Origin of the sequence: Serratia sp. ME47 (assembly GCF_903970925.1) — a bacterium.
In the GTDB taxonomy this organism is placed as follows: domain Bacteria; phylum Pseudomonadota; class Gammaproteobacteria; order Enterobacterales; family Enterobacteriaceae; genus Serratia; species Serratia ureilytica.
Genome location: NZ_CAJCKE010000017.1, coordinates 1 through 25405 on the forward strand (window position 1 = coordinate 1; position 25405 = coordinate 25405).

At 60.6% G+C, this 25405-nt stretch carries 20 protein-coding genes; 6 read left to right on the forward strand and 14 right to left on the reverse strand.

The window, feature by feature from the left end:
• The coding region (locus H7A77_RS16625) for a non-ribosomal peptide synthetase (protein ID WP_182074425.1) at positions 1-6715 on the forward strand (6715 nt) is incomplete at its 5' end.
• An 87-nt stretch (positions 6716-6802) separates the two neighbouring features.
• Here the strand turns inward: H7A77_RS16625 and H7A77_RS16630 are convergent.
• The 3 genes from H7A77_RS16630 to lpxO all read right to left on the reverse strand — a co-directional run bounded on the left by H7A77_RS16630 (position 6803) and on the right by lpxO (position 9743).
• Positions 6803-7498, reverse strand: coding sequence for a CTP synthase (locus H7A77_RS16630; RefSeq protein WP_042785799.1), 696 nt, complete (start codon positions 7496-7498; stop codon positions 6803-6805).
• 118 nt (positions 7499-7616) lie between these two features.
• On the reverse strand, positions 7617-8537 hold the full coding sequence (gene lpxP, locus H7A77_RS16635; RefSeq protein ID WP_147838562.1) for a kdo(2)-lipid IV(A) palmitoleoyltransferase: 921 nt from the start codon (positions 8535-8537) through the stop codon (positions 7617-7619).
• A 300-nt stretch (positions 8538-8837) separates the two neighbouring features.
• Complete coding sequence (gene lpxO, locus H7A77_RS16640) at positions 8838-9743, reverse strand: lipid A hydroxylase LpxO (RefSeq protein ID WP_033651231.1); 906 nt, start codon at positions 9741-9743, stop codon at positions 8838-8840.
• Between the two features lie 248 nt (positions 9744-9991).
• On the opposite strand from lpxO, the gene H7A77_RS16645 reads away from it, so the two are divergent.
• Entirely contained in the window at positions 9992-10333 is a 342-nt protein-coding gene (locus H7A77_RS16645; protein ID WP_182074426.1) for a hypothetical protein, read from the forward strand.
• 129 nt (positions 10334-10462) lie between these two features.
• Here H7A77_RS16645 and fis read toward each other — a convergent pair whose 3' ends face one another.
• From fis to H7A77_RS16700, 11 genes are all read right to left on the reverse strand, one after another.
• Complete coding sequence (gene fis, locus H7A77_RS16650; protein ID WP_000462905.1) at positions 10463-10759, reverse strand: DNA-binding transcriptional regulator Fis; 297 nt, start codon at positions 10757-10759, stop codon at positions 10463-10465.
• Positions 10741-11745 (reverse strand): tRNA dihydrouridine synthase DusB, encoded by a 1005-nt coding sequence (gene dusB / locus H7A77_RS16655; protein ID WP_033644443.1) that lies wholly within the window; start codon positions 11743-11745, stop codon positions 10741-10743. The genes fis and dusB overlap by 19 nt, the downstream gene beginning before the upstream one ends.
• A 393-nt stretch (positions 11746-12138) precedes the next feature.
• Complete coding sequence (gene prmA / locus H7A77_RS16660; RefSeq protein ID WP_182074427.1) at positions 12139-13020, reverse strand: 50S ribosomal protein L11 methyltransferase; 882 nt, start codon at positions 13018-13020, stop codon at positions 12139-12141.
• Between the two features lie 11 nt (positions 13021-13031).
• Positions 13032-14477: a sodium/pantothenate symporter gene (gene panF / locus H7A77_RS16665; protein ID WP_004936863.1), complete on the reverse strand. Its 1446-nt coding sequence runs from the start codon at positions 14475-14477 to the stop codon at positions 13032-13034.
• Positions 14467-14709 (reverse strand): YhdT family protein, encoded by a 243-nt coding sequence (locus H7A77_RS16670; RefSeq protein WP_033644445.1) that lies wholly within the window; start codon positions 14707-14709, stop codon positions 14467-14469. The genes panF and H7A77_RS16670 overlap by 11 nt, the downstream gene beginning before the upstream one ends.
• Positions 14710-14860: 151 nt before the next feature.
• Positions 14861-16210, reverse strand: a complete 1350-nt coding sequence (gene accC / locus H7A77_RS16675) for an acetyl-CoA carboxylase biotin carboxylase subunit (protein WP_033651233.1) — start codon at positions 16208-16210, stop codon at positions 14861-14863.
• 12 nt (positions 16211-16222) lie between these two features.
• Entirely contained in the window at positions 16223-16690 is a 468-nt protein-coding gene (accB, locus tag H7A77_RS16680; protein ID WP_033636178.1) for an acetyl-CoA carboxylase biotin carboxyl carrier protein, read from the reverse strand.
• Positions 16691-16722: 32 nt separating this feature from the next.
• The gene (aroQ, locus tag H7A77_RS16685) at positions 16723-17175 is read right to left on the reverse strand and encodes a type II 3-dehydroquinate dehydratase (RefSeq protein WP_004936891.1); all 453 of its coding nucleotides are present in this window, start codon (positions 17173-17175) and stop codon (positions 16723-16725) included.
• 287 nt (positions 17176-17462) lie between these two features.
• Positions 17463-18062 (reverse strand): protein-methionine-sulfoxide reductase heme-binding subunit MsrQ, encoded by a 600-nt coding sequence (gene msrQ, locus H7A77_RS16690; protein ID WP_182074428.1) that lies wholly within the window; start codon positions 18060-18062, stop codon positions 17463-17465.
• Positions 18063-19064, reverse strand: coding sequence for a protein-methionine-sulfoxide reductase catalytic subunit MsrP (msrP, locus tag H7A77_RS16695; protein ID WP_060660201.1), 1002 nt, complete (start codon positions 19062-19064; stop codon positions 18063-18065).
• Positions 19065-19220: 156 nt separating this feature from the next.
• Entirely contained in the window at positions 19221-20198 is a 978-nt protein-coding gene (locus H7A77_RS16700; protein WP_033644448.1) for an MDR family oxidoreductase, read from the reverse strand.
• A 204-nt stretch (positions 20199-20402) separates the two neighbouring features.
• Here H7A77_RS16700 and csrD point away from each other — a divergent pair, with 204 nt between their 5' ends.
• The 4 genes from csrD (at position 20403) to mreD (ending at position 25398) form a co-directional block, all read left to right on the forward strand.
• Complete coding sequence (gene csrD / locus H7A77_RS16705; RefSeq protein WP_033644450.1) at positions 20403-22337, forward strand: RNase E specificity factor CsrD; 1935 nt, start codon at positions 20403-20405, stop codon at positions 22335-22337.
• A gap of 412 nt (positions 22338-22749) precedes the next feature.
• Positions 22750-23793: a rod shape-determining protein MreB gene (gene mreB / locus H7A77_RS16710; protein ID WP_003855260.1), complete on the forward strand. Its 1044-nt coding sequence runs from the start codon at positions 22750-22752 to the stop codon at positions 23791-23793.
• 94 nt (positions 23794-23887) lie between these two features.
• On the forward strand, positions 23888-24913 hold the full coding sequence (gene mreC, locus H7A77_RS16715) for a rod shape-determining protein MreC (RefSeq protein WP_033644451.1): 1026 nt from the start codon (positions 23888-23890) through the stop codon (positions 24911-24913).
• Complete coding sequence (gene mreD / locus H7A77_RS16720; RefSeq protein WP_004936918.1) at positions 24910-25398, forward strand: rod shape-determining protein MreD; 489 nt, start codon at positions 24910-24912, stop codon at positions 25396-25398. The genes mreC and mreD overlap by 4 nt, the downstream gene beginning before the upstream one ends.
• The last annotated feature ends 7 nt before the right edge of the window (positions 25399-25405 follow it).

The following is a 25405-nucleotide window of genomic DNA, read 5'->3' on the forward strand; positions in this document are numbered from 1 at the left end:
GCTGTACGGCGCTTTCCGTCGCGGCGAGGCCGATCCGCTGCCGCCGCCGACCTTGCAATACCCGGATTACGCCGCCTGGCAGCGTCGCTACCTGACGCCGGAACGGCTGGCGGCGCAGGCGCAATACTGGCGTGAAACGCTGAGCGATGCGCCGGCGCTGCTGACGTTGCCGACCGACCGGCCGCGCCCGACGGTGCAGTCTTTCAGCGGCGCAGAAGTGCCGATCGCGATCGACGCCGAGTTGACGCAGGCGCTGCGTCAATTCAGCCGACAGCATGGCGGCACGCTGTTTATGACGGTGCTGGCGGCCTGGAGTCTGGTGCTGGCGCGCATGGCCGGACAGCAGGAGCTGGTGATCGGCACGCCGGAGGCCAACCGCAGCTGGCTGGAAACCGAATCGCTGGTCGGTTTCTTCGTCAGCACGCTGGCGCTGCGCATCGATCTTCGCGACGATCCGGATCTGCCGACGCTGCTCGAACGGATCCGCCACACAGTGCTGGCGGCGCAGGAAAACCGCGATCTGCCGTTCGAGCAGGTGGTGGAGCTGGTCAACCCGCCGCGCCATCTGGGCTATACCCCACTGTTCCAGGTGATGCTGGCCTGGCAGGACGGCTCGGTGCGCAATATTCCGCTGCCTGGACTGCAGGCCGAGAGCGCCGAGTTGGGCTATCGGATCGCCAAGTATGATTTGACGCTCGATCTGGCCGATACCGGCGAAGGCATCAGCGGCACGCTGAACTTCGCCACGGCGTTGTTCGATCGCGCCACCGCCGAGCGTTACGGCGCCTATCTGGTGCAGGTGCTGCGGGCGATGGCGACAAACGCTTCGCAGTCTGCTTCGCATATCGATCTGCTGCCGGCCGCTGAGCGCGAACTGCTGTTGTATGGCTGGAACCGAACCGCGGAAGCTTATCCGGCGCAGAACCCTGTTCACGCCCAGTTTGAACAGTGGGCGCGGCGTACGCCGGATGCCATCGCGTTGGTAAACGAGGCGGACAGCCTTAGCTACGCGCAATTGAACGCCCGCGCTAACCAACTGGCACACCAACTTATCGGACAGGGTGTACGCCCCGGCGACCGCGTGGCCACGTCGCTCGAACGCAGTTTCTCTCTGGTCATTGCCCAGTTGGCGATCCTCAAGGCGGGCGCCGCTTATGTGCCGCTCGATCCGCACCTGCCTGTTGCGCGGCAGGCGTGGATCATCGGCGACAGCGGAACGACGTTGATCCTGTGCGATCGCGATCTCGATCGCGAGATAGCCGGCGAGATCGAATGTCTGCGTATCGATCGTCTGCGGCAGGATCCGACCCACGATCCGGCGGTGGCTCGCGCCGGCGACGCACCGGCTTACATCATGTATACCTCGGGCTCGACCGGCACGCCTAAAGGCGTGATGGTGACGCATCAAGGCATCCTCCGACTGGCGATTAACAATCGGTTTGCGGCGTTCGAACGCGGCGATCGCTTTGCTTTCGCCGCTAATCCGGCATTCGACGCCAGCACGTTGGAAATGTGGGGCGCGTTGCTCAATGGCGCCAGTCTGGCGATCATTGCGCCGGAGGTGTTGACGGATGCCGATGCGTTGGCGGCAGCGCTGGTGCGGCAAGAGATTAACGTCTTGTTCCTGACCACGTCGTTGTTTAACCAATATGTCCATAGCATCGCCGCGACGTTGGCGCAGCTGAAATATCTGATCAGCGGCGGTGAAGCCGCGGATCCGCACGCCTTTGCTCGTATGCTGAAAGAGGCGGGGCCGGTGCGTCTGGTCAATGCCTATGGGCCGACGGAAGGCACCGTTATCGCCACTGCGGCGATAGTTGAACAAGTGGGGCCATGGCAACGCCTGCCGATCGGCCGGCCGATCGGCAATACGCACATCTATCTGCTGGATGAGCATTTGCAGCCGGTGCCGCTCGGGGCCACCGGTGAGCTCTATATCGGCGGTGCCGGCGTGGCATTGGGTTATCTCAATCGCGCCGAACTGACGGCAGAACGGTTCCTGGCGGATCCCTTCAATCCCGGAGACCGGATCTATCGTACCGGCGACCTGGCGCGCTACCTGCCGGACGGCAATATCGACTACCAAGGCCGTAACGATCGGCAGGTGAAAATTCGAGGCTTCCGCATCGAATGCGGTGAAATCGAGGCGCGAGTGGCTGGTCATCCGGCGGTGCGCGAAGCGGTGGTGGATGTCCTCGGCGAAGCGAACAATAAACGGCTGGTGGCGTGGGTGGTGCCGGAGGCTGAAGCGGACCGTCAGACGTTGGCGGTGACGCTGCGGCAGTATCTGGCGGGCATGTTGCCGGAGTTTATGCTGCCGACGGCCTGGGTTGCGCTGGATACGCTGCCGCTGACGCCGAACGGCAAGTTGGATCGGCGCGCGCTGCCTGAGCCGCAAGAGGACGCCTACGTGCGTGAGGTTTACGCCGAACCGGAAGGCGAGCTGGAAACGCTGCTGGCGGGGATCTGGCGCGAGTTGCTGGGCATTGAGCGTGTAGGACGTCACGATAACTTCTTCGAACTGGGTGGCCATTCGTTGCTGGCGGTCAAACTGATGGCGCAGCTGCGCCGTGTGGGGTTGAGCGCCGGGGTACAAACGCTGTTCACCGCGCCGACGCTGTCGACGTTGGCGCAGACATTGGTCACGCAGCAAGAGGTGAGCGTGCCGGCCAACGGTATCCAACCGGGTTGCGCTTCCATTACGCCGGAGATGTTGCCGCTGGCGGCGCTGAGCCAGCCGGAGATCGACGCGGTGGTGGCGCAGGTGCCGGGCGGTGTGGCCAACGTACAGGACATCTACGCTTTGTCGCCGCTGCAGGAGGGGATTTTGTTCCACCATCTGCTGGCGGAGCAGGGCGATCCGTACCAGCTGTCCGCGGTGCTGCGTTTCGACAGCCGTGCGCGTCTGGATGCCTGGCTGGCGGCGATGCAGCAGGTGATCGACCGCCATGACATTCTGCGCACCGCGTTCATCACCCAGGGCGTGTCTTCGCCGGTGCAGGTGGTGTGGCGCAAGGCCGAGTTGTCGCTGCAAGAACTGCGGCTCGATCCGGCGCAGGGCGATATCGGTTCGCGGCTGACGGCGTTGTTTGATCCGCGCCGCGTACGGCCAGACCTGACGCGCGCGCCGTTACTGAGCTTTGTCGCTGCACGGGAAGAGGAGGGCAGTTGGTGTGTGCTCCAGCAGTGGCATCACCTGATCGGCGACCACTCGACCCTGGCGGTGATGCAGGAGGAAATCAATCTGATCCTGGCCGGACGCGGAGACGAATTGGCCAAGGCGCCGCCGTTCCGCAACGCGGTGGCGCAGGCGCGGCTCGGCGTCAGCAACGCTGAACACGAGCAGTTCTTCCGCACTCTGCTGGCGGATATCGATGAACCGTCGCTGCCGTTCGGCCTGAGCGATGTGCATGGCGAAGGGCGAGATATCTCGACGGCGCACCTGGCATTGCCGCATGCGCTCAATCAGCAGCTGCGGCGGCAGGCGCGACGGATGGGCGTCAGCCTGGCCAGTCTGTGCCATCTGGCCTGGGCGCAGGTGCTGGCGCGCGCCACCGGCCGCGATGAGGTGGTGTTCGGCACCGTGTTGCTGGGCCGCATGCAGGCCGGAGACGGGGCGGAACGGGCGCTCGGACTGTTTATCAACACCTTGCCGCTGCGGCTGGATGTCAATGAGGTTGGCGCAGAATCGGCGGCGTTGCAGGCGCATATCCGGCTGAGCGGACTGCTGGCCCATGAGCATGCGCCGCTGGCCTTGGCGCAGCGCTGCAGCGGCGTCGCCGCGGGCACGCCGCTGTTCAGCGCCCTGCTGAACTATCGGCATAACAGCGGCGAGGAGACTGCCTTGCCGGCCGGCGTGACGCTGTTGGATAGCCAGGAACGCACCAACTATCCGTTCGTGCTGTCGGTCGAGGACGGCGGCGATTCGTTGGGCCTGACGGCGCAGGTCAGACAGCCGATTGAAGCGCAGCGCGTGTGCGGTTACATGGCGCAGGCGTTGAGCGCCTTGGCGCAGGCGCTGGAAGAGGCGCCGCAGACACCGATCTGCGAACTGGACGTGATGCCGGATGAGGAGTATGCGCTGCAGCTGTGCAGCTGGAATCATACGACGGAACCTTACCCGGCGGATACCTGCGTGCACGAACTGTTTGAACAACAGGCGCAGTTGACGCCACAGGCCGTCGCCGTGATCCAGGGGGCGGGGCAGCTCAGTTACGCGCAGTTGAATGCGCGCGCTAACCGGTTGGCGCACCGGCTGATTGAGCGCGGCGTACAACCGGGCGATCGGGTCGCGGTGCGGCTGACGCGCAGCATCGAACTGGTTTGCGCCCAACTGGCGATCGTCAAGGCCGGTGCGGCGTATGTGCCCCTCGATCCGCAACTGCCGACCGCGCGTCAGGCGTGGATCGTCAATGACAGCGGCGCGTGTCTGATGCTGGCAGAGACCGCCGGCAATGAGGGCATTCCGCAGCTGCCGGTCGAGGATTGCGAAGGCAATGACGGTAATCCGGCGTTGCGATTGTCGAGCGGCACGACGGCCTACATCATGTATACCTCCGGTTCGACCGGTACGCCGAAAGGGGTCATGACGCCGCACCAGGGCATTACTCGTTTGGTGCGCAACAATCGCTACGCCGCCTTTGACGCTGAAGACCGCGTTGCCTTTGCCGCCAACCCGGCGTTTGACGCCAGCACGATGGAGGTGTGGGCGGCCCTGCTGAACGGCGGTGCGCTGGTGGTGATAGCGCCGGAGGTAATGATGGAAGCCGAACGTCTGGCGGCCGAACTGCAGCGTCATCGCATCACCACGCTGTTCTTGACCACCGCGTTGTTCAATCAGTATGTGCACAGCATCAGCGGCGCGCTGGCGCAGCTGAAATATCTGATCAGCGGGGGGGAGAAAGAGGATCCGGGCGCTTATGCGCGGTTACTGCAAGAACAAGGGCCGGTGCAACTGATCCATGCCTATGGGCCGACGGAGACCACGACCTTTGCGACCACGGCGCGTATCGAGCGGGCCGAAGGGGAGGCGCGTTTGCCGATTGGTAAACCGATCGGCAATACCCGCGCGTACTTGTTGGACGCCCGTGGGCGCCCGGTGCCGATGGGGGCGATAGGAGAACTGCACATCGGCGGCGTGGGGGTGGCGTTGGGATACCTGAACCGGCCGGAACTGACGGCGCAGCGTTTCCTGAGCGATCCGTTCAACCCGGTCGGCGGCGGCCGCATGTATCGTACCGGCGATCTGGCGCGTTATCTGCCGGACGGCTGTCTTGAATACCAAGGGCGGTGCGACCAGCAGGTCAAGTTGCGCGGGTTCCGCATCGAACCGGGCGAGATCGAGGTGCAGCTGGCAGCGAGCCCGTGGGTGCGGGAAGCGGTGGTGCAGGTTTGTTCGACGGAGCACCACCCGCGCCTGGTCGCCTGGATCGTACCGGCGGCCGAGGGGGAACGCAGCGCGCTGCAAGGGCAGTTGCGGGCCTATTTGAGCGAACGGTTGCCGGAGTACATGGTGCCGTCGGCTTATGTCTGGCTGGATGCGCTGCCGTTGACCGCCAACGGTAAGCTGGATCGGCGCGCCTTGCCGGAGCCGGAGTGTGCGGCAGTCGGCGCTCGGGAGTATGCGGCGCCTCAGGGTGAGACCGAAACGACGCTGGCGCGGGCATGGTGCGAGCTGCTAGAGATTGGCCAGATAGGACGCCACGACAATTTCTTCGAGCTCGGCGGCCATTCACTGCTGGCGGTGCGTCTCTCCAGCCAACTGCGTCAGCAAGGCATCACCTTGCCGGTACAGGCGATCTTCAACCATCCGATCTTGGCCGAATTGGCCGAACGGATCGATCGTCGCACCGCCGAGGCTCCGCTGTGCAAAGCGGTGCCGGCTCGCAGCAGCGGCAGCCGACCGCCGCTGTTCTTCGTCCCGACCGGCTTTGGCGATCACTCTTATGTATTTGAATTGGCCAAGGAGATCGATGAAAGCTTCCCGGTCTACGCTGTGCCGTGGCCGGCGGTGGAGGAGAAGCCGGCGACCATGAGCGACATGGCCGCCAGCGCCGTGGCGTTGATTCGCGAAGTGCAGCCGCAGGGACCCTACCATCTGGCGGGGTACTCTTCCGGCGGGGTGTTGGCCTATGCCATCGCCGAGCAACTGCAATCGAGCGGGGAAGCGGTCGCTTTCCTGGGGCTGATTGACACGTTGCGGCCGGTGGAGGCGATGCACAGCCCGGTCCAGCTGTTGCTGAACTGGGTGGAATCCACGCAGGAGAGGCCGGATCCGCAGTTCTGTCAGCAGTTGGCCGAGCTGCCGTTACCGGAGGCGATAGCGGCCGTGCAACGCGCCGGGATCAAGACTCAGCGTGCGGAAGTGGCCGACGAGGCGGCCCTCTGGCAACAGCGACACCATTACGCCAAGCTGGTGGAAGCGACTCAGGTGCAGCCTGCATCGCTCAAGATCCATCTGTTCAAGGCGAAGCAGGAGCAGGTTTCCGCCAATTCGCAGAACGAGCAGTTCCAGGCGTACTGGCAGAAGATCAAGCAGGCGGGATATTGCCGCGAAGACGCTTCCGCGCTGGGATGGGATAGGCTGTTGCCGCCGGCGACCGTCCGCGTCAGCCAGGTCAACGGCGACCATGTGTCGATGATGGAGCATCCGGTTCACCGGCGTGAGCTGGGCCAGCACTTCAATCTGGCGTTGCGCGATCTCGGACAGGCGTAAGTCGGCGGGATAGACGATCAGAAAGCCCTCGCAAGAGGGCTTTTTTTATCCGGTGACAACGCCCCGATGGCGCCGATGAACCTTTGTTTACCCGTTGGCGGCGGCTTTGACGAGTTCCACCACCAGCGGTGAAAGCTCGCCGCGCAGCGCGGCGCGTTCCGACTGGAACAGCGTGGCGGCGTAAAAACGCCGGCCCGGCAGTTCGATGGCGCGCACGTCGCCTTCGGCATCGTGGCCGCTGATGATCAGCGGGAAGCGCTGCAGATCGGCGACGAAGTCCGGATTCACGCCGAAGTTGCAGTGGTAGCCTTCATGGGCGTTCAGGCTGCCGTAGGCCTGCGCGACGCGGGTGTCAGGCTGAAAAACGATGTCGCCGGTTTTTTCCACCAGCGAGCAGCTCAATGGGGCGATCACCAGCCGGCCACCGCTGTCGGTTTCCGCATGACCGGCGTCGTGCCAGCCCATCACATTGCGGGCGTATTCGACGATGGCGTATTGAAAACCGCCGCAGGAGCCGAGGAACGGCACGTCGTTTTCCCGCGCATGACGGATCGCCATAAACGCGCCGTCGTCGTGACGATACGGGCTGCCTGGCACTACCCAGATGGCGTCGAAATCTTGCAGCGCGTCGGGGGAGGTCAGGGTTTCGGTCGGGAGCCACTGGGGCTGAACGTCGATGTCGAGGTGGGCGGCGGTGAGCTGGAGTGCCACGGGGATAGCCTGGTGGGCCACGGCTTGCGGGTTGTAATCACCGACCAGAGCAATGCGGACTTGAGCTTTCATCATTTCCTTTCCTGTGCGGGTAAAAAAGGAGATTACAGGAAAGCGGGAGCCCGAGCCGCAGATTTTTTAAACGCGGCGCACAAAAAAGCCCGGCGTTGGCCGGGCTGAAAAAAGAGGGTCAGTACAGCGAGGGCGCGCCAGCCGGTCGGGTTTTGAAACGGCGGTGCAGCCACATGTATTGCTCCGGCGCCCGCATGATCTCTTTCTCGATCACTTTGTTCATGTAAGCCGCGGCCGCCTGTTCGTCGCTCAGCGGATAGTCTTCCAGAGCCGGTTGGATCAGCAGGTCATAGCCGCGGCCGCCTTCGCGGCGGATCAGCACCACCGGCACCAGCGCCGGGTTGGCCATGCGCGCCAGCATGAAGGTGCCGCTGGTGGTGGCGGCCTTATCGACGGCGAACAGCGGCGCGAATACGCTGCCGCGCGGGCCATAGTCCTGATCCGGCGCGAACCACACCGCCTCGCCGCGCTTGAGCGCATGCACCATGCCGCGCAAATCCTTGCGATCGATCATCGCCTTGTTGGAACGCATGCGGCCTTTGGTCTGCGCCCATTCCATCGCCTTGTTGTTATGCGGACGGTACATCGCCATCATCGGCTGACACAGGCCCATCGCCCGGCCGCCCAGCTCCAGCGACATAAAATGCACGCCGATCACCAGCACGCCGCGATCGTCGCGCTGCGCCATTTTGAGGTGGTTGATGCCGGAGACGTTGAACCAGCGCTTGACGCGTTTATCTGACCAGAACCAGGCCATGCCGGTTTCCAGCAGGCCCATGCCGAGGGATTCGAAATTGCCCACCACTTTGCGCTCGCGCTGCGCTTCGTCCATCTCGGGGAAGCACAGCTCGAGGTTGCGACGGGTGATGGTGACGCGGCGCTTGAGAAAACGCATCGAGGTGCGTCCCATCCACCCCCCCAGACGGTAGAGCAGCGGATAGGGGAGCTGTACCAGCAGGAACAGCAGAGCGAGGCCGAACCAGGTTAGCCAGTAGCGCGGGTGCAGCAAGGCCAGTTGAAATGCTTTGGCTGATTTCATAGAAACTCGTTTTATACGTTAAAAGGGGCAGCAAGCTGTAACGCATAAAGGTTCCACTCGATAGCGATACGACTACTCAGACACCCGGGTACGGCCAGGGTTTAGTCGGAATTCCATAATTGACTAAACATTTACATTCGAAGGGCGGTTTGCGCTGCTATCAGGCTTCGGAGGGATAGCTGTTGGCCAGCGGAGGCGGCTCTAGGAATGCTTATGCTAACACAGGGTACGGGGTGCGGCGGAAGAGGGGCATGCGAATATTCTCATTCGCGTTGCCCCTGAGTTGAGGATTGGCGCGTTTTACAGGCTGGGAATGATAATCGCGGCGAAGATCGCGGCGATCACCAGCCATTTCAGCAGGTAGTAACCGCGGCGGTTGCGCGCTTTCAGGCGTTGGCCGGCATCGCGCACCGCGTTGACGTATTTGAAGATGCGGTTGATGCCGCCGGTGCGGTCCTGATCGTCGTTCGGCGAACTGGCCGCCGACATCAGCGTAGCGCCGACCCAGTGGTTGACCGCCTGCGCCCAGCGCCATTTCATCGGCCGCTCGACGTCGCAAAACAGAATGATGCGCGTCTGATCGGTGGCGTTCTGCGCCCAGTGCACGTAGGTCTCGTCGAAGATCACCGCCTCGCCGTCGCGCCAGCTGTGCTGCTCGCCGTCTACTTCGATGAAGCAGCGATCGTCGTTGGGCGTCATCAGCCCCAGGTGATAGCGCACCGAGCCGGCGTAAGGATCGCGGTGTTTACCCAGGTGGCTGCCGGGCGGCAGCTCGGCGAACATCGCCGCCTTGACCGACGGGATGCGGTTGAGCAGCTCGACGGTTTTTGGACACAGCGTCTGCGCCGAAGGGTGACTGTCGCTGTACCATTTCAGATAGAAACGTTTCCAGCCGCGTTTGAAGAAGGTGTTGAAGCCGGCATCGTTATGCGACTGCGCCTTTTTGATGTGATCCTGCAGGCGCACCGCTTCTTCGCGGATCGTCTGCCAGTTGTCGGTCAGCGTCTGCAGCTCCGGGAAGCCTTTTTCGTCGAAATAGGGCTGTTTGGCGGGCAAACGGGAGAAACCGGTCATAAACATGTTGATCGGCCCCATAAACGTGGAGTGATCGAACAGCTGACGGGTAAGCTTTTGTTTCTCTTTGCCGCGGGAGTGTGCGTAGAGGAAGCTGATGATAAAAATGCCGATAATGATCGCGGCAACCATAGAATCCATCCCTGTTAGTGCTTGTTAAAAATTCGTACAAATTATAGTTTTGTGACAGGAAAAATTTAACTTTTTCGTGCGCTTTCCCCGCTCATGCTGCTTAGTGGCATAAAAAATCAATAAAACTGTTTGTAATAAAATTTTATATCGATTTTTTTGGTTTTAGTCCTATTCTTAAATCGTTCAAGGGGCGTTTCATGCCATCTTGTTTCATGACGAATGGCACGTATCTGAGAAAAGAGGGACTTATGAAGAAATCAATCATTGCCTTGTCTGCACTGCTGCTCGCTTCCCCGGTGTTCGCTGCTGAAACCGCGACCGACACCGCCGTTCACGCCAGCAACGAGGTTGTCGCTGAGGCGCATAAAGGGGCGGATACCGCCAAAGAAAAGCTGCACCAGTCTCAGGACAAGGGTGAAGAGCTGAAGCTGAAAGCCAAGCACGCCGCCGAAGGCAAGAGCGATAGCGTTGGCAGTAAAGTGAGCGAAGGCTCGCAAAAAGCCTGGCACTCCACCAAACAGGGTACGGAGAAGGCTTGGGACAAGACCAAGCAAGGGGCGGAAAGCCTCAAAAACAAAGCGACCGAGTAAGGTCTCCGCTTTTTACCCCAAGGGCCGCGTTGCGGCCTTTTTTATTGCCTGCAAACCGAGCGTGCCCCAAAGAAAAAGGCGCTTATCAAATGAGATAAAGCGCCTTTTCAACACGTTAACTGACTAGTATCAGTTCATGCCGTATTTTTTCAGCTTCTTACGCAGCGTGCCGCGGTTGATGCCCATCATCAGGGCTGCGCGGGTTTGGTTGCCACGGGTGTATTGCATCACCATGTCCAACAGAGGCTGTTCAACTTCAGCCAGTACCAGCTCATACAGGTCATTTACGTCTTGACCGTTCAGTTGAGCAAAATAGTTCTTCAGTGCTTGTTTAACCGAGTCACGCAGAGGCTTTTGAGTCACCTGATCTTGTGAGTTAACGGTAGAAACGGTCAGTACGTCAGAATTTACGCGTTGTTCGAACATAGTTCTGTCAGCTCTTTTTTTACGCTAAGATTTTCGAAATATGCCTCCAACGCCTCCAGCTGTTCGCTGGCATCCTCTATGGCGTTGAATGTGCGCCGAAACTGGTCATTCGGAGCGTGTTCCTGGAGATACCAGGACACGTGCTTACGAGCAATCCGGAATCCCTTGCCTTGGCCATAAAAGCCGTGCAATTCCCGAATGTGCCCAATCAACAAGCGCTTCACCTCGCCAAGCGGCATCGGCGGCAGCAACTCCCCAGTGTCCAGATAATGCTGGATTTCCCGGAAGATCCAGGGTCTCCCCTGAGCAGCGCGGCCTATCATCAGGGCATCGGCCCCGGTGTAGTCGAGCACTGCTCTGGCTTTATGCGGGTCAGTAATATCCCCATTCGCGATAATCGGAATGGAAACACTCTGCTTAACTGCCCGAATGCTGTCGTATTCCGCGTTGCCGTTAAACAGACAGGCGCGGGTTCGGCCGTGAATCGTCAGGGCCTGAATACCACAGTCTTCGGCCAGTTGGGCAATCTCTACACAGTTACGGTGCTCTGGCGCCCAGCCGGTGCGAATCTTCAGCGTTACCGGCACATCCACCGCGTCGACCACCGCGTGGAGGATCCGTTTAACCAGATCCGGGTACTGCAACAAAGCGGACCCGGCAAGCTTCCGGTTCACTTTTTTGGCCGGGCATCCCATGTTGATGTCGATGATCTGCGCGCCGCTGGCCACGTTGATACGCGCGGCGGCGGCCATATCATCAGGATCGCATCCGGCAATTTGCACGGAGCGGATCCCAGGTTCATCGCTATGCACCATACGCAGACGCGACTTATCCGTCCGCCACACCTCCGGGTTGGAGGAGAGCATTTCGGATACAGCCATCCCAGCACCCATTGCATGACAGAGGGTTCTGAACGGGCGATCTGTAATACCGGCCATCGGGGCCGCAATCAGGCAATTAGTAAGCTGGTGGTGTCCAATGCGCATAGACAAAGAGTGACCATACTGTGTCCGCAAGGGCGCGTATATTACGCATTTTTGCGTCGAGATGAAAGGCCAAACTTTAACCAATTGGCCCGATATTAGGACGAAAAATACGCTACGCGGCGATTCATAAAAATATTATATATATTTTACAATAAGTTGACGAAAAGTGCTTATTTTGTGTGCGGCAAAATATTCGCCTTTGCGCAGGATATTATCTGCATTCGCCCGCTATTTTTGCCGGGATAGCCTGCCTGGAAGGCGCATTCTCAGGGCGATCCGTCGTTGAGCGGCGAAAAATTGCATAAAATTTTGTGCCGCCCGAGGGCCGATCGCCGGACAAAAAAATCCACCGGCGCAGGGCCGGTGGACGAGAGGGGCACTATACCGTGACGCTTACTTGCGGTGGCCGGTAATGCGGCACCACTCTTCGCGCTCGGCGACCGGGTCGAGCGTGAACTTCTCTGCGTAGGCTTCCGCTACGCTGCTCGCCTGGCTGGCCAGCACGCCGGACAGCCCCAGATGGCCACCGGCCTTCGGCAGACAGCCGATCAGCGGCGCCAGCTCGCGCAGCGGGCCGGCGAGGATGTTGGCGACCACCACGTCCGCCAGCAGGTCGGCAGGCTGGTCTTTCGGCAGATACAGCTCCAGACGCTCTGAAACGCCGTTACGCTGCGCGTTGTCGCGGCTGGCCTGAATGGCCTGGGGATCGATGTCGATGCCGATAGCGCGCGCCGCACCCAGCTTCAGCGCGGCGATCGCCAGGATGCCGGAGCCGCAACCGAAGTCGATAACGGTTTTGCCGGCCAGATCGAGGCCGTCCAGCCACTGCAGGCACAGCGCGGTGGTCGGGTGGGTGCCGGTGCCAAACGCCAGGCCCGGATCGAGCATCACGTTGACCGCGTCGGGATCGGGCACGTCACGCCAGCTCGGGCAGATCCACAAGCGCTCGCCGAAACGCATCGGGTGGAAGTTGTCCATCCACTCGCGCTCCCAGTCCTTGTCTTCCAGCTGTTCTATCTTGTGGCGGAAACCGGCGCCCAGCAGCGGGTGCTGTTCCAGCATTGCCACCACCTCGGCCATATCGGTTTCGGCGTCGTACAGGCCGATCACATCGGTATCGCCCCACAGCAGGGTTTCACCCGGCAAGGGTTCGAACACCGGATTGTCGTGGGTGTCCTGGAAGGTCACCGACACGGCGCCGCTTTCCACCAGCGCGTCGCTCAGGTCTTCCGCCTGGCTGCCGGTGGTGTTCAGTTTGAGTTGGATCCAAGGCATAGCAATTCTCTTCAAGAGGGTAATGATGACGCCGCCCGGCGCTTTTCGCCGACGACGTTACCGAGATAAAACGCCAACAGGCTGAGCAACAGCGAAGGCACGATAGGGTGCAGCCCCGCCGGTTGCAGGTTGAAGCTGGCCAATAGCGTATAGCATACCGCACCCGACACCATTGAGCTAAGCGCTCCCTGTGCATTGGCGCGTTCCCAATACAGGCCCAGCACCAGCGGCCACAGGAAGACCGCCTCCAGCCCGCCGAAAGCCAGCAGGTTGAGCCAGATGATCATCTCAGGCGGCCGCCAGGCCGCCAGCAGCACCAGCAGACCGAGGATCAGCGTGGTCAGGCTGGAGAAGCGCTTGATCAATCGCTCGTTGTGGATCTGCTGCGGCCGCACGCCCAGGTAGAGATCCTTGATGATGGTGGCGGAGGATTGCAGCAGTTGGGCGTTGATGGTCGACATGATCGCCGCCATCGGCGCCGCCAAAAAGATCCCGGCGGCGTACGGCGGCAGCACGGTGATCATCAGCGTTGGGATCACCTGATCGGGGATCTTGAGATCGGGCAATACCGCGCGGCCGAGCGCGCCGGCCAGGTGCATGCCGAACATCAGCACCGCCACCACTACGGTGCCGAGCAGAATGCCGCGATGCACCGCCTTGCTGTCCTTGTAGGAGATGCAGCGCACGGCGGTGTGGGGCAGGCCGATCACCCCAAAGCACACCAGGATCCAGAATGACGCCATAAACGGCAGGCTGAGGATCTGATCGCCGCCCTGCGGCGACACCAGCGCCGGATCGATCTGCTGTAGTTTGCTTACTGCGCTGTCCAGTCCGCCGGCGGCATGGATCACCGCCACCAGCAACAGCACGGTGCCAAGCAGCATCACCAGCCCCTGCATGGCGTCGTTCAGCACGCTGGCGCGGAAGCCGCCGAAGGCGGTGTACAGCGCGATGCTGATGCCGAAGATCAGCAGGCCGGTGTCATAAGGAATGCCGGCAGCGGTCTCCAACAGGCGGGCGCCGCCGATGAACTGCACCGTCATGGCGCCGAGGAACGCCACCAGCAGGCTGAGGCTGGCCAGCCACACCAACAGGCGGCTTTGGTAGCGGCCATACAGCATGTCATTGAGGGTAATGGCGTTGTAGCGCCGCGCCAGGATAGCGAATTTCTTGCCCAGCACGCCGAGCGACAGCCACACCGCCGGCAGTTGGATCATCGCCAGCAGTACCCAGCCCAGGCCGTATTTGTAGGCGGCGCCGGGCCCGCCGATAAACGAACTGGCGCTGATGTAGGTGGCGGTCAAGGTCATCGCCAGCACAAAGCCGCCCATCGAGCGGTTGCCGAGGAAGTATTCGCTGAGGAAATTTCCGTTCTGACGGCGGCGATAGGCATACACCGACAGGCCGAACACCAGCAACAGGTAGGCGACCAGCGGCAGGATCACTTCAGTTTGCATCGCTGTCCTCCAGCGAAATGTCGCGGAACACCGTGCGCACCATCAGCCAGCACAGGCCGATGAACAGCAGCGGCACCAGCAGGCAGGCCATTTCGAACCAGTGCGGCAGGCCGGTGACGCCGATGGCGCTGTCCGGCAGGTAGGCCGCCAGCCCCCAGGCCAGCAGGTAGAGCAGCGTCAGCCCCAGCGCCCAGCGCGCTTCGCGGTGCGCCTGAATAAAGCGTTTGTCCATCCGTGTCTCCCATAGGTTTACGGTGATGGATTCATCAAAGGTAGGGAATTTTACGGCATGACGGCGTTTTGCCAAGCCGTTACTGGCGTCAGCGCCAAAGAAAAAGGCCGGTGATTAACCGGCCTTTCGTCAGACGATGCTGCGTGCCTGCTTAGGTTTCCTGCAGACCCAGCTTCTTCTCCAGATAGTGGATGTTGGTGCCACCGTGCTGGAAGTTTTCGTCGTTCATGATCTTCTGCTGCAGCTCAACGTTGGTTTTGATGCCGTCGATGATCAGTTCAGCCAGGGCGTTTTTCATGCGGGCAATCGCCACGTCACGGTTTTCGCCGTAGGTGATCAGTTTGCCGATCATGGAGTCATAGTACGGCGGTACGGTATAACCGGCGTAGATATGAGATTCCCAACGCACGCCGAAACCGCCTGGCGCGTGGAAGCGGGTGATCTTGCCCGGGCTCGGCAGGAAGGTGTTCGGATCTTCGGCGTTGATGCGGCATTCTACCGCATGGCCGTGGATCTTCACTTCTTCCTGTTTGATCGACAGCGGCTGACCGGCAGCGATGCGCAGCTGCTCTTTGATCAGATCCACGCCGGTGATCATTTCGGTAACCGGGTGCTCTACCTGAATACGGGTGTTCATTTCGATGAAATAGAACTCGCCGTTTTCATACAGGAACTCGAAGGTGCCCGCACCGCGATAGCCGATTTCCACACAGGCTTTCGAGCAGCGCTCGCCGATGTAGCGGCGCATTTCGCTGGTGATGCCCGGCGCCGGCGCTTCTTCGACCACTTTCTGGTGGCGACGCTGCATGGAGCAGTCGCGCTCGGCCAGATAGATGGCGTTGCCCTGGCCGTCGGCCAATACCTGAATCTCGATGTGACGCGGATTCTCCAGGTATTTTTCCATGTACACCATGTCGTTGTTGAAAGCCGCTTTGGCTTCCGCTTTCGTCATGTTGATGGACTGCTCAAGGTCTTTGTCGCTGCGCACGACGCGCATGCCGCGGCCGCCGCCGCCGCCGGAGGCCTTGATGATCACCGGATAACCGATGCGCTTGGCGAAGGCACGGTTTTTATCCATGTCATCGGTCAGCGGGCCGTCGGAGCCCGGCACGCATGGCACGCCGGCTTTTTTCATGGCGTTGATCGCGGAAACCTTGTCGCCCATCAGGCGGATGGTTTCGGCTTTCGGGCCGATGAAGATGAAACCGGAGCGTTCAACCTGCTCGGCGAAGTCGGCGTTCTCGGACAGGAAGCCGTAGCCCGGGTGGATCGCCACTGCGCCGGTGATTTCCGCCGCCGAGATGATGGCCGGGATGTTCAGATAGCTTTTTACCGATGGCGCAGGACCGATGCAGACGGTCTCGTCGGCCAGCAGAACGTGTTTCAGATCGCGGTCGGCCGCGGAGTGAACCGCAACGGTCTTGATGCCCAGTTCTTTACAGGCACGCAGGATGCGAAGCGCGATCTCGCCGCGGTTGGCGATAACAATTTTATCAAGCATGGGGGCGCCTCGTTATTCGATGACGACCAGCGGCTCGTCATATTCGACCGGCTGGCCGTTTTCCACCAGGATGGCTTTCACGACGCCGGACTTGTCCGCTTCGATCTGGTTCATCATTTTCATGGCTTCAACGATGCACAGGGTATCGCCGGCGTTCACTTTCTGGCCCACTTCCACGAAGGCTTTCGCGTCCGGGCTTGGGGTGCGGTAGAAGGTGCCTACCATTGGGGAACGAACGACGTGGCCACTCACGGCCGCCGGTGCTGCAGGGGTTTCTGCCGCAGGCGCGGTGGCAACGGCGTTAGCCAGGGCTGGCTGCTGCTGTGCCGGCATCGCGTAGGCCTGCTGCATGACGGGATAAGCCTGCGCCGGTGCGGCACGGCTGATGCGAACTGATTCTTCGCCTTCAGAGATTTCCAGTTCAGAAATGCCTGATTCTTCAACCAGTTCGATCAGTTTCTTGATTTTACGAATATCCATGAGTGTGATTCCGTACTCTTTTTGTGGAGCAATTAGTGGGTTTTCGACAGACGGTTAACCGCTGCCTGTAAAGCGAAAGCGTAGCCATCCGCGCCGAGGCCGCAAATCACGCCTACCGCTACGTCTGAGAGATAAGAGTGATGGCGGAAAGGTTCGCGGGCGTGCACGTTGGACAGGTGGATCTCGATGAACGGGATCTGCACCGCCAGCAACGCATCGCGCAGCGCCACGCTGGTATGCGTGAACGCCGCCGGATTTATCAGAATGAAATCGGTATTGCCGCGCGCCTGATGGATGCGATCGATCAGCTGATGCTCGGCGTTGGACTGCAGATGGCTCAGGGTAATATCCAATGCGGATGCCTGGTTTTCCAATCCGTTAACAATCTCTGTCAGCGTCGTGCTGCCGTACTTCTCCGGCTCACGCGTCCCCAGCAGATTGAGATTGGGGCCGTTCAGAAGCAAAATGTGAAACTTATCCGCCATTGTGCTGGTATCTCCGGCAATAAAACCATCATCGTAGAAAATAACCCGATGTTACCGATTTGTCACCTGTTAAGGGGCAAATTCACCCTGAGAACAGAAACAAGGTCGGGCATTATAACGATATCGTAGCAATTCGCAGCTAAATACTGGTCTTATCAGCGAAGATATTCAACCCCAAATCGACGAACTCGGGGAGCCGTGACAGGAATATGAGCGCTGGAACACAAAAAAAGTTCCCGCCGGCGGCGCGCGTTTTTCAGCGGCAATCCCACGCGCCGCCGCGCGATTCAGCGCCACCAGGCGCGGAATTTCTTGTAACGCAGGCCCAACAGCGCCACCGCCAACAGCGCGTAAATGAACGGCTGGGGGGAAAACGTTTTGACCGACCACAGATAGTGGATGGGCGCGAGGATCGCCGCCAGATAGACGAAGTTGTGCAACGTTTGCCATTTGGCGCCCAGTTTGCGCATCGCCCACAGCGTCGAGGTGGCCGCCAGCGCCAGCAGGATCAGCCAGGTGAGGATGCCGAGCGTCAGATACGGGCGATTCACCAGCTCGCTGCCCAGCAGGCCGAGATTGCTCAGCCCCAGTTCCAGCGTGGAGTAGCTTATCAGGTGCAACGAGCCCCAGGCAAAGCACCACAGCCCGACCAGGCGGCGGCAGCGGATCAGCAGCGGTTGCCGGGCGTAGCGCGCCAGCGGGGCGATAGCCAGCGTGGCCAGCAGCAGTTTCAGCGTCATCCTGCCGGTAAAATGCTGAATGTCCTTGGACGGATCGGCGCTGAACCAGCCCTGATCCACCGCCAACACCAGCCAGAGAAAGGGCAAAAACGCCGCCAGATGCAGGGCGGCTTTCAGCCATTTGATATGAACAGGCGTCAGGCGCACTTAGAAATTCTCCCGCAGGTCCATGCCGCGATACAGCGACGCCACCTGATCGGCATAGCCGTTAAACAGCAGGGTCGGTTGGCGTTTGACGTCGAGTATGCCGCCGGCGCCGATGAAACGCTCGGTGGCCTGCGACCAGCGCGGATGATCGACGTGCGGATTCACGTTGGCGTAAAAACCGTACTCGTTCGGCGCAGATTGGTTCCAGGTGGTCGGCGGCTGATCGCGCACCAAACGGATATGCACGATCGACTTGATGCCTTTGAAGCCGTATTTCCACGGCGTAATCAACCGCAGCGGCGCGCCGTTTTGCGGCGGCAGGGTTTTGCCGTACACGCCGACGGTCAGCAGCGCCAGCGGATGCATCGCCTCGTCCAGCCGCAGCCCTTCGACGTAGGGATATTTCAGGCCGCCGCCGATAAAGCGATCTTTCTGGCCGGGCATCTGTTCCGGATCGTACAGCGTCTGGAAGGCCACGTAGCGCGCGCTGCCGTTCGGCTCGGCCAGCTTGAGAAGCTTGCCCAGCTCGAAACCGATCCATGGCACCACCATCGACCAGGCCTCGACGCAGCGCATGCGATAAATGCGCTGCTCCAGCGGGAAACGCTTCATCAGATCGTCGATATCCAGCGTTATCGGCTTCGCCACTTCGCCGTCGATGCGCACTTTCCAGCCTTCGGTCTTCAGCCCGCCGGCGTTGGCGGCCGGATCGGCCTTGTCGAGGCCGAACTCATAGAAGTTGTTGTAGCCGGTGACCTTGTCTTCCGGCGTCATCGCCAGCTGCGCCTGCCAGGCGGCCGGTTTGCTGAATTCCAGCGCTTTGCCCGGCGGCGCCTTGGGACGATCGTTGCCTTTGAACCACGACAGCAGGTCCGCCTGTGCGCCGGTAGGCAGCGCCAGCGTGGCGGCGGTGATGCCGAGCGCCTGCAGCACTTTGCGCCGCTGGTGGAATACGCTCTCCGGCGTGACGTCGGCCTCGGTCAATTTGGGGTGTTTGTTCATGCTGATGTTCTCCGCGACTGATGCCCGCCGCCCGCAAGCGGTTAACGGGGCTCCATGAAATAAGCATGGCGCTAAAGCCGGCCGGAAGCGAGGGGACGCGGGAAAATATGAAATTTCGCAGACGCCGGTGAGCCCCCCGTCGCCGGGGGGAGTCCGTCAGCGGATTTTCACCAGAGTGCGGCCGGTGATTTGGTTGTTCAGCAGCGCGGCGGCGGTGGCCGGCGCCTGTTCGAGGGTGATTTCGTGCGTGGCTTGCTGATAGAAACTGTCCGGCAGAATGCCGGCCAGCCGTTCCCAGGCGGTTTGGCGGCGATGCAGCGGCGTATGCACCGAGTCCACCCCTTGCAGGCGCACATTGCGCAGAATGAACGGCATCACGGTGGTCGGCAACTGATAGCCGCCGGCCAGGCCGCAGGCGGCGACGGTGCCGTTATAGTTCATCTGCGCCAGCACCCGGGCCAGCAGTTTGTCGCCGACGGTGTCCACCGCGCCGGCCCACAGCTGTTTCTCCAGCGGACGCGGCGTGTCGATATAGCCATCGCGCGACATCACCTCTTTGGCGCCGAGCGCTTTCAGGTAGTCGGTATTGCTGTCGCGGCCGCTGATGGCGGTCACCCGGTACCCCAGCGCCGCCAGCAGGGCGATGGCGGTGCTGCCCACGCCGCCGCTGGCGCCGGTAACCAGGATATCGCCGTCGTCCGGGTGTACCCCGCCTTCCTCCAGCGCCATCACGCACAGCATGGCGGTAAAGCCGGCGGTGCCGATGATCATCGCTTTGCGCTCATCCAGGCCGTTCGGCAGCGGCACCAGCCACTCGCCGGAGACGCGGGCCTGCTCGGCCAGGCCGCCCCAGTGGTGTTCACCCACGCCCCAACCGGTGAGCACCACGCTTTGCCCCTCTTTAAAGCGAGCGTCACCGCTGTGGCGCACGGTGCCGGCGAAGTCGATGCCCGGCACCATCGGGAAATGACGCACGATCTTGCCTTTCCCGGTGATAGCCAGCGCATCCTTGTAGTTCAGGCTGGACCAGTTGATGTCGACGGTAACATCGCCTTCCGGCAACCGATCGCTGCCGATATCTTTGATATGAGCCAGAGTTTGGTCGTCTTGTTGTTCCAATAACAGTGCACGCATGTCACTCTTCCTCTCGTTTACACTTTTCTATCAATGGCTGAATCACATTTATTTGACTATATGCATAATAAGCGGCCCAAGTCCTGATAAAGGACAAAAACGGCGCTTGCAGGTTTAATTCCTCAGCAAGGCTTGTTAGGGTTGGACGGCCCCTTTTAGCTAAAGGGTGAACACTCACTTAACCATAGCGGACAAGGCACAGGGATGCGATTTACCACCAAACTCTCTGCATTGATCACTCTGTTGGTCGCGCTGGCGATGTTTTTGATGCTGATGGGATGCTCATACAGCTTCTTTTACGTTACCCAGGATCGCCAGGAGCGTCGCTTTGATTCGCTGGTCACGTCTCTCGATCAAGCCATGTTGCGCGAGTCGCCGCGCGATCAGGAGAAATGGTTGCCGATTGTCATGCGCCCGCTCGGCATTGTGTCGATCCGCGTAGAGGCCGGCGCCAGCAAGCTCCTCGACTATAAATTGCCGACGGCGAAAAAAGAGCCCTGGGATGCGCTGAACGGCTATCGTCAGGTCTCGCGGCCGCTGTTGCAGCACCCGGGCAGTACGCTGCAAATCACCTACCTCGATCCCTTCGCCAGCGATGTGCGCACGTTGCAATCCACGGCCGCCGTCACGCTGTCGATCGTCGTTATGGTGGTGATTTTGCTGTTCAGCCTGCGCTGGCTGCGTGAACAGGCCGACGGCGAGGATCGTCTGGAGCGCCGCGCGCGGCGCATTCTGAACGGCGAGCGCGAAAACGTCATGCAGGGCGACGTGCGCGAATGGCCGGCCAACGTCAGCGGGGCGCTCGACCGCCTGCTGGCCGATCTGGCGGAAGCCCGGGAGGAGCGCAGCCGGGTCGATACGCTGATCCGCGCCTTCGCGGCGCAGGACGCCAAAACCGGGCTGAACAATCGCCTGTTCTTCGATAACCAATTGACCACTCAGCTGGAAGAGGAAGGCTCGCACGGCATCGTGATGATGGTGCGGCTGCCCGATTTCGAGACCCTGCGCGACACGCACGGCAGCGTGGCGGTGCAGGAGCTGATGTATTCGCTGGTCAATCTGCTGTCTACCTTCGTGATGCGCTATCCGTCGGCGCTGCTGGCGCGCTATTTTCACAGCGATTTTACCGTCTTGCTGCCGCATCGCACGCTGAAGGAGGCCGACGGCATCGCCTCACAGCTGGTCAACGCCATCGATGCCTTGCCTTCCACGGCGATGATCGACCGTGAGGCCTTCCTGCACATCGGCATCGTGGCGTACCGCAGCGGCCAGACCACGGAGCAGGTGATCGATTACGCGGAGCAGGCGACGCGGCACGCTACGCTGCAGGGCGAAAACGGTTGGTACGTGTACGACAGCCAGGTGCCGGAAAAGGGGCGCGGCAGCGTCAAGTGGCGCACGTTGCTGGAACAGGTGCTGGCGCGCGGCGGCCCGCGGCTGTATCAGAAACCGGCGGTGACCGTGGAAGGCGAGGTGCACCACCGTGAGATCATGAGCCGAATTTATGACGGCGCCCAGGAATTGCTGCCGGCGGAATATATGCCGCTGGTGGAACAATTGGGGTTGGCGGAGAGTTACGATCGCCAACAGGTGAGCCGCATCATCCCGTTGCTGGCGCAGTGGCCTGAAGAAACGCTGGCGTTCCCGCTGTGCGTGGACTCGATTTTGCAGCGCTCTTTCCAGCGCTGGCTGCGCGATACGCTGTTGCAGTGCGAAAAAAGTCAGCGTCGACGAATTCTGATTGAACTTGCGGAGGCAGATGTGTGTCAACATATCGACCGTTTGCGTCCGGTGCTGAGGTTGCTGTCAGGGCTGGGTTGCCGCCTGGCGGTGTCCAAAGCGGGGTTAACCGTGGTCAGTACGTCCTATATCAAGTCGTTGCAGGTGGAGATCGTCAAGCTCCACCCGGGGTTGGTGCGGAGTATCGATAAGCGGGACGAAAACCAACTGTTCGTGCAGAGCCTGACCGGCGCCTGCGCGGGCACGCGCGCTCAGGTGTTCGCTGCCAGCGTACGTACGCGCAACGAATGGCAGACGCTGAAAGAGCGTGGGATCCATGGCGGGCAGGGCGACTTTTTCGCGTCGCCGGAACCGATCGACGTGGGGCGTAAAAAATATTCACGTCGTTATCGTGTTTAAGCTGATTGACGGACAAAAATTGACGTAGAATGAGGACCGGATCCATCTGGGCCTCGTTACCGTCTTTTTGGAGTTTTTTCCAAACTGCCTGCGACAACAACGCCTATTTGAGATAGGCTCTTGTCTGCCTTTATCTGGTTGACGTTGGTAGGTGCTTACCACCGGCGGCAATCAGGGAATATGTTAGATTTTATGAGCTGTGTTACGCCGTTTCGTGCGTTGACAGGGTGGTAAACTGAGCCTTTGTTCAGGGAATTCAGGCCTCATCCAATTTCCGTGCATTCGAGCAGAAACAATACAGACTATTTTTCACCGAAGTAGAACGTTTTTGCGCCTTGTCGCTGCTTCGTGTGGTTGGTAAAGTAGGCGGATTTTATTTTCCGCCCCCAGCTTGCAGGATTATCCTTTCGTTATGTTTAAGAAATTTCGTGGCATGTTTTCCAACGACTTGTCCATCGACTTGGGTACCGCCAATACCCTGATTTATGTTAAAGGGCAAGGCATCGTACTGAATGAACCTTCGGTGGTTGCCATTCGCCAGGATCGTGCCGGCTCCCCAAAGAGCGTAGCGGCCGTCGGTCATGACGCCAAACAGATGCTGGGCCGCACCCCCGGCAACATCGCGGCTATTCGCCCGATGAAAGACGGCGTGATCGCCGACTTCTTCGTGACCGAAAAAATGCTGCAGCACTTTATCAAACAGGTTCACAGCAACAGCTTTATGCGCCCAAGCCCGCGCGTGCTGGTCTGTGTGCCGGTCGGCGCAACCCAGGTTGAACGCCGCGCTATCCGCGAGTCCGCCCAAGGGGCCGGCGCGCGTGAAGTGTTCCTGATTGAAGAGCCGATGGCGGCGGCGATCGGTGCAGGCTTGCCGGTTTCCGAAGCGACCGGCTCCATGGTGGTGGATATCGGTGGCGGTACCACTGAAGTGGCGGTGATCTCGCTGAACGGCGTGGTGTACTCCTCTTCCGTGCGCATCGGCGGTGACCGTTTCGATGAAGCCATCATCAATTATGTGCGCCGCAACTATGGCTCGCTGATCGGCGAAGCCACTGCAGAGCGCATCAAGCACGAAATCGGTTCTGCCTATCCGGGCGACGAAGTGCGCGAAATCGAAGTGCGCGGCCGTAACCTGGCTGAAGGCGTACCGCGCGGCTTTACCCTGAACTCCAATGAAATCCTCGAAGCCCTGCAAGAGCCGCTGACCGGCATCGTCAGCGCGGTGATGGTTGCGCTGGAGCAGTGCCCGCCAGAATTGGCCTCCGACATTTCCGAACGCGGCATGGTCTTGACCGGCGGCGGCGCGTTGCTGCGCAACCTCGATCGCCTGCTGATGGAAGAAACCGGCATCCCGGTCGTGGTGGCGGAAGATCCGCTGACCTGCGTGGCGCGCGGCGGCGGCAAGGCGTTGGAAATGATCGACATGCACGGCGGCGATTTGTTCAGCGAAGAATAGTCAGCCCCTGGAAGGAGGAATCGTATCGGATGAATGCGCACAGCGAAAATCGGGTACGGTTCCTCTTTCTGTTGTCGAGGAACTCGCATAATTTATGAAGCCGATTTTTAGCAGGGGGCCTTCCCTGCAACTGCGACTTTTTTTGGCGGTGATCGCGGCCATTGGCCTGATCGTTGCCGACAGCCGGCTCGGCACGTTCGTGAAGATACGTAACTACATGGACACCGCAGTCAGCCCTTTCTATTTTCTGGCCAACGGGCCGCGTAAAGTTTTGGACAGCGTGTCGGAAACGCTGGCCACCCGCCAACAGCTAGAGCTGGAAAACCGAGCTCTGCGGCAGGAACTGCTGCTGAAAAACAGCGATATTCTTCTTCTTGGCCAATTCAAGCAGGAAAACGCCCGCTTGCGCGAGCTGCTGGGTTCCCCGCTGCGCCAGGACGAACACAAGATGGTCACCCAGGTGATCTCCACCGGTTCCGATCCGTATAGCGACCAGGTCGTTATCGACAAAGGGTCGGATAACGGCGTCTATGAAGGCCAGCCGGTGATCAGTGACAAGGGCGTAGTTGGCCAGGTCGTGGCGGTGGCGAAGGTGACCAGCCGCGTGCTGCTGATCTGCGATGCCTCGCACGCGTTGCCGATTCAGGTGCTGCGCAACGATATTCGGGTGATCGCCGCAGGCAGCGGCTGCGCCGACGATCTGCAGCTGGAACACCTGCCGAACAATACCGATATCCGCGTTGGCGACGTGCTGGTGACCTCCGGCCTCGGCGGCCGTTTCCCGGAAGGGTATCCGGTGGCGGTAGTCTCTTCGGTCAAGGTCGACAATCAACGCGCTTACACCGTGATTCAGGCGCGGCCGACCGCCGGTCTGCAGCGCTTGCGCTACCTGCTGCTGCTGTGGGGCGCCGATCGCAACGGCGACATGCCGTTGCCGCCGGACGAAGTTCACCGCGTGGCCAATGAGCGCCTGATGCAGATGATGCCGCAGGTGCTGCCGCCTGCCGGTTCGGTCGGGCCGCAGCTGCCGGCGCCGGCCACCGGCGTGGCGCCGCAAACCGTCGCTCCGGCGTCTGCCCAGCCTCCAGCCCAGCCTGCCGCCGCGGGAGTGGTGCAATGAACAGTTACCGCAGCCACGGGCGCTGGATCATCTGGCTGTCGTTCCTGGTGGCGTTGGTGCTGCAAATCATGCCGTGGCCGGAACAGATCTACATGTTCCGGCCTTCGTGGCTGGTGCTGATCCTCATCTACTGGGTGATGGCCTTGCCGCACCGCGTCAACGTCGGCACTGGTTTCGTGCTGGGGTTGATCATGGATCTGATCCTCGGCTCCACGCTGGGCGTGCGCGCGCTGGCGCTGGGCATCATCGCCTACCTGGTGGCGTTCAAATTCCAACTGTTCCGCAATATGGCGCTGTGGCAACAGGCGCTGATCGTCGTGCTGCTGTCGCTGTCGATGGACGTGGTGGTGTTCTGGGCTGAGTTTTTAGTGATCAACGTCTCTTTCCGCCCAGAGGTGTTCTGGAGTAGTGTGGTAAACGGCATTTTGTGGCCGTGGTTATTCCTGTTGATGCGCAAAATCCGCCGTCAGTTCGCCGTACAGTAAGGGTATC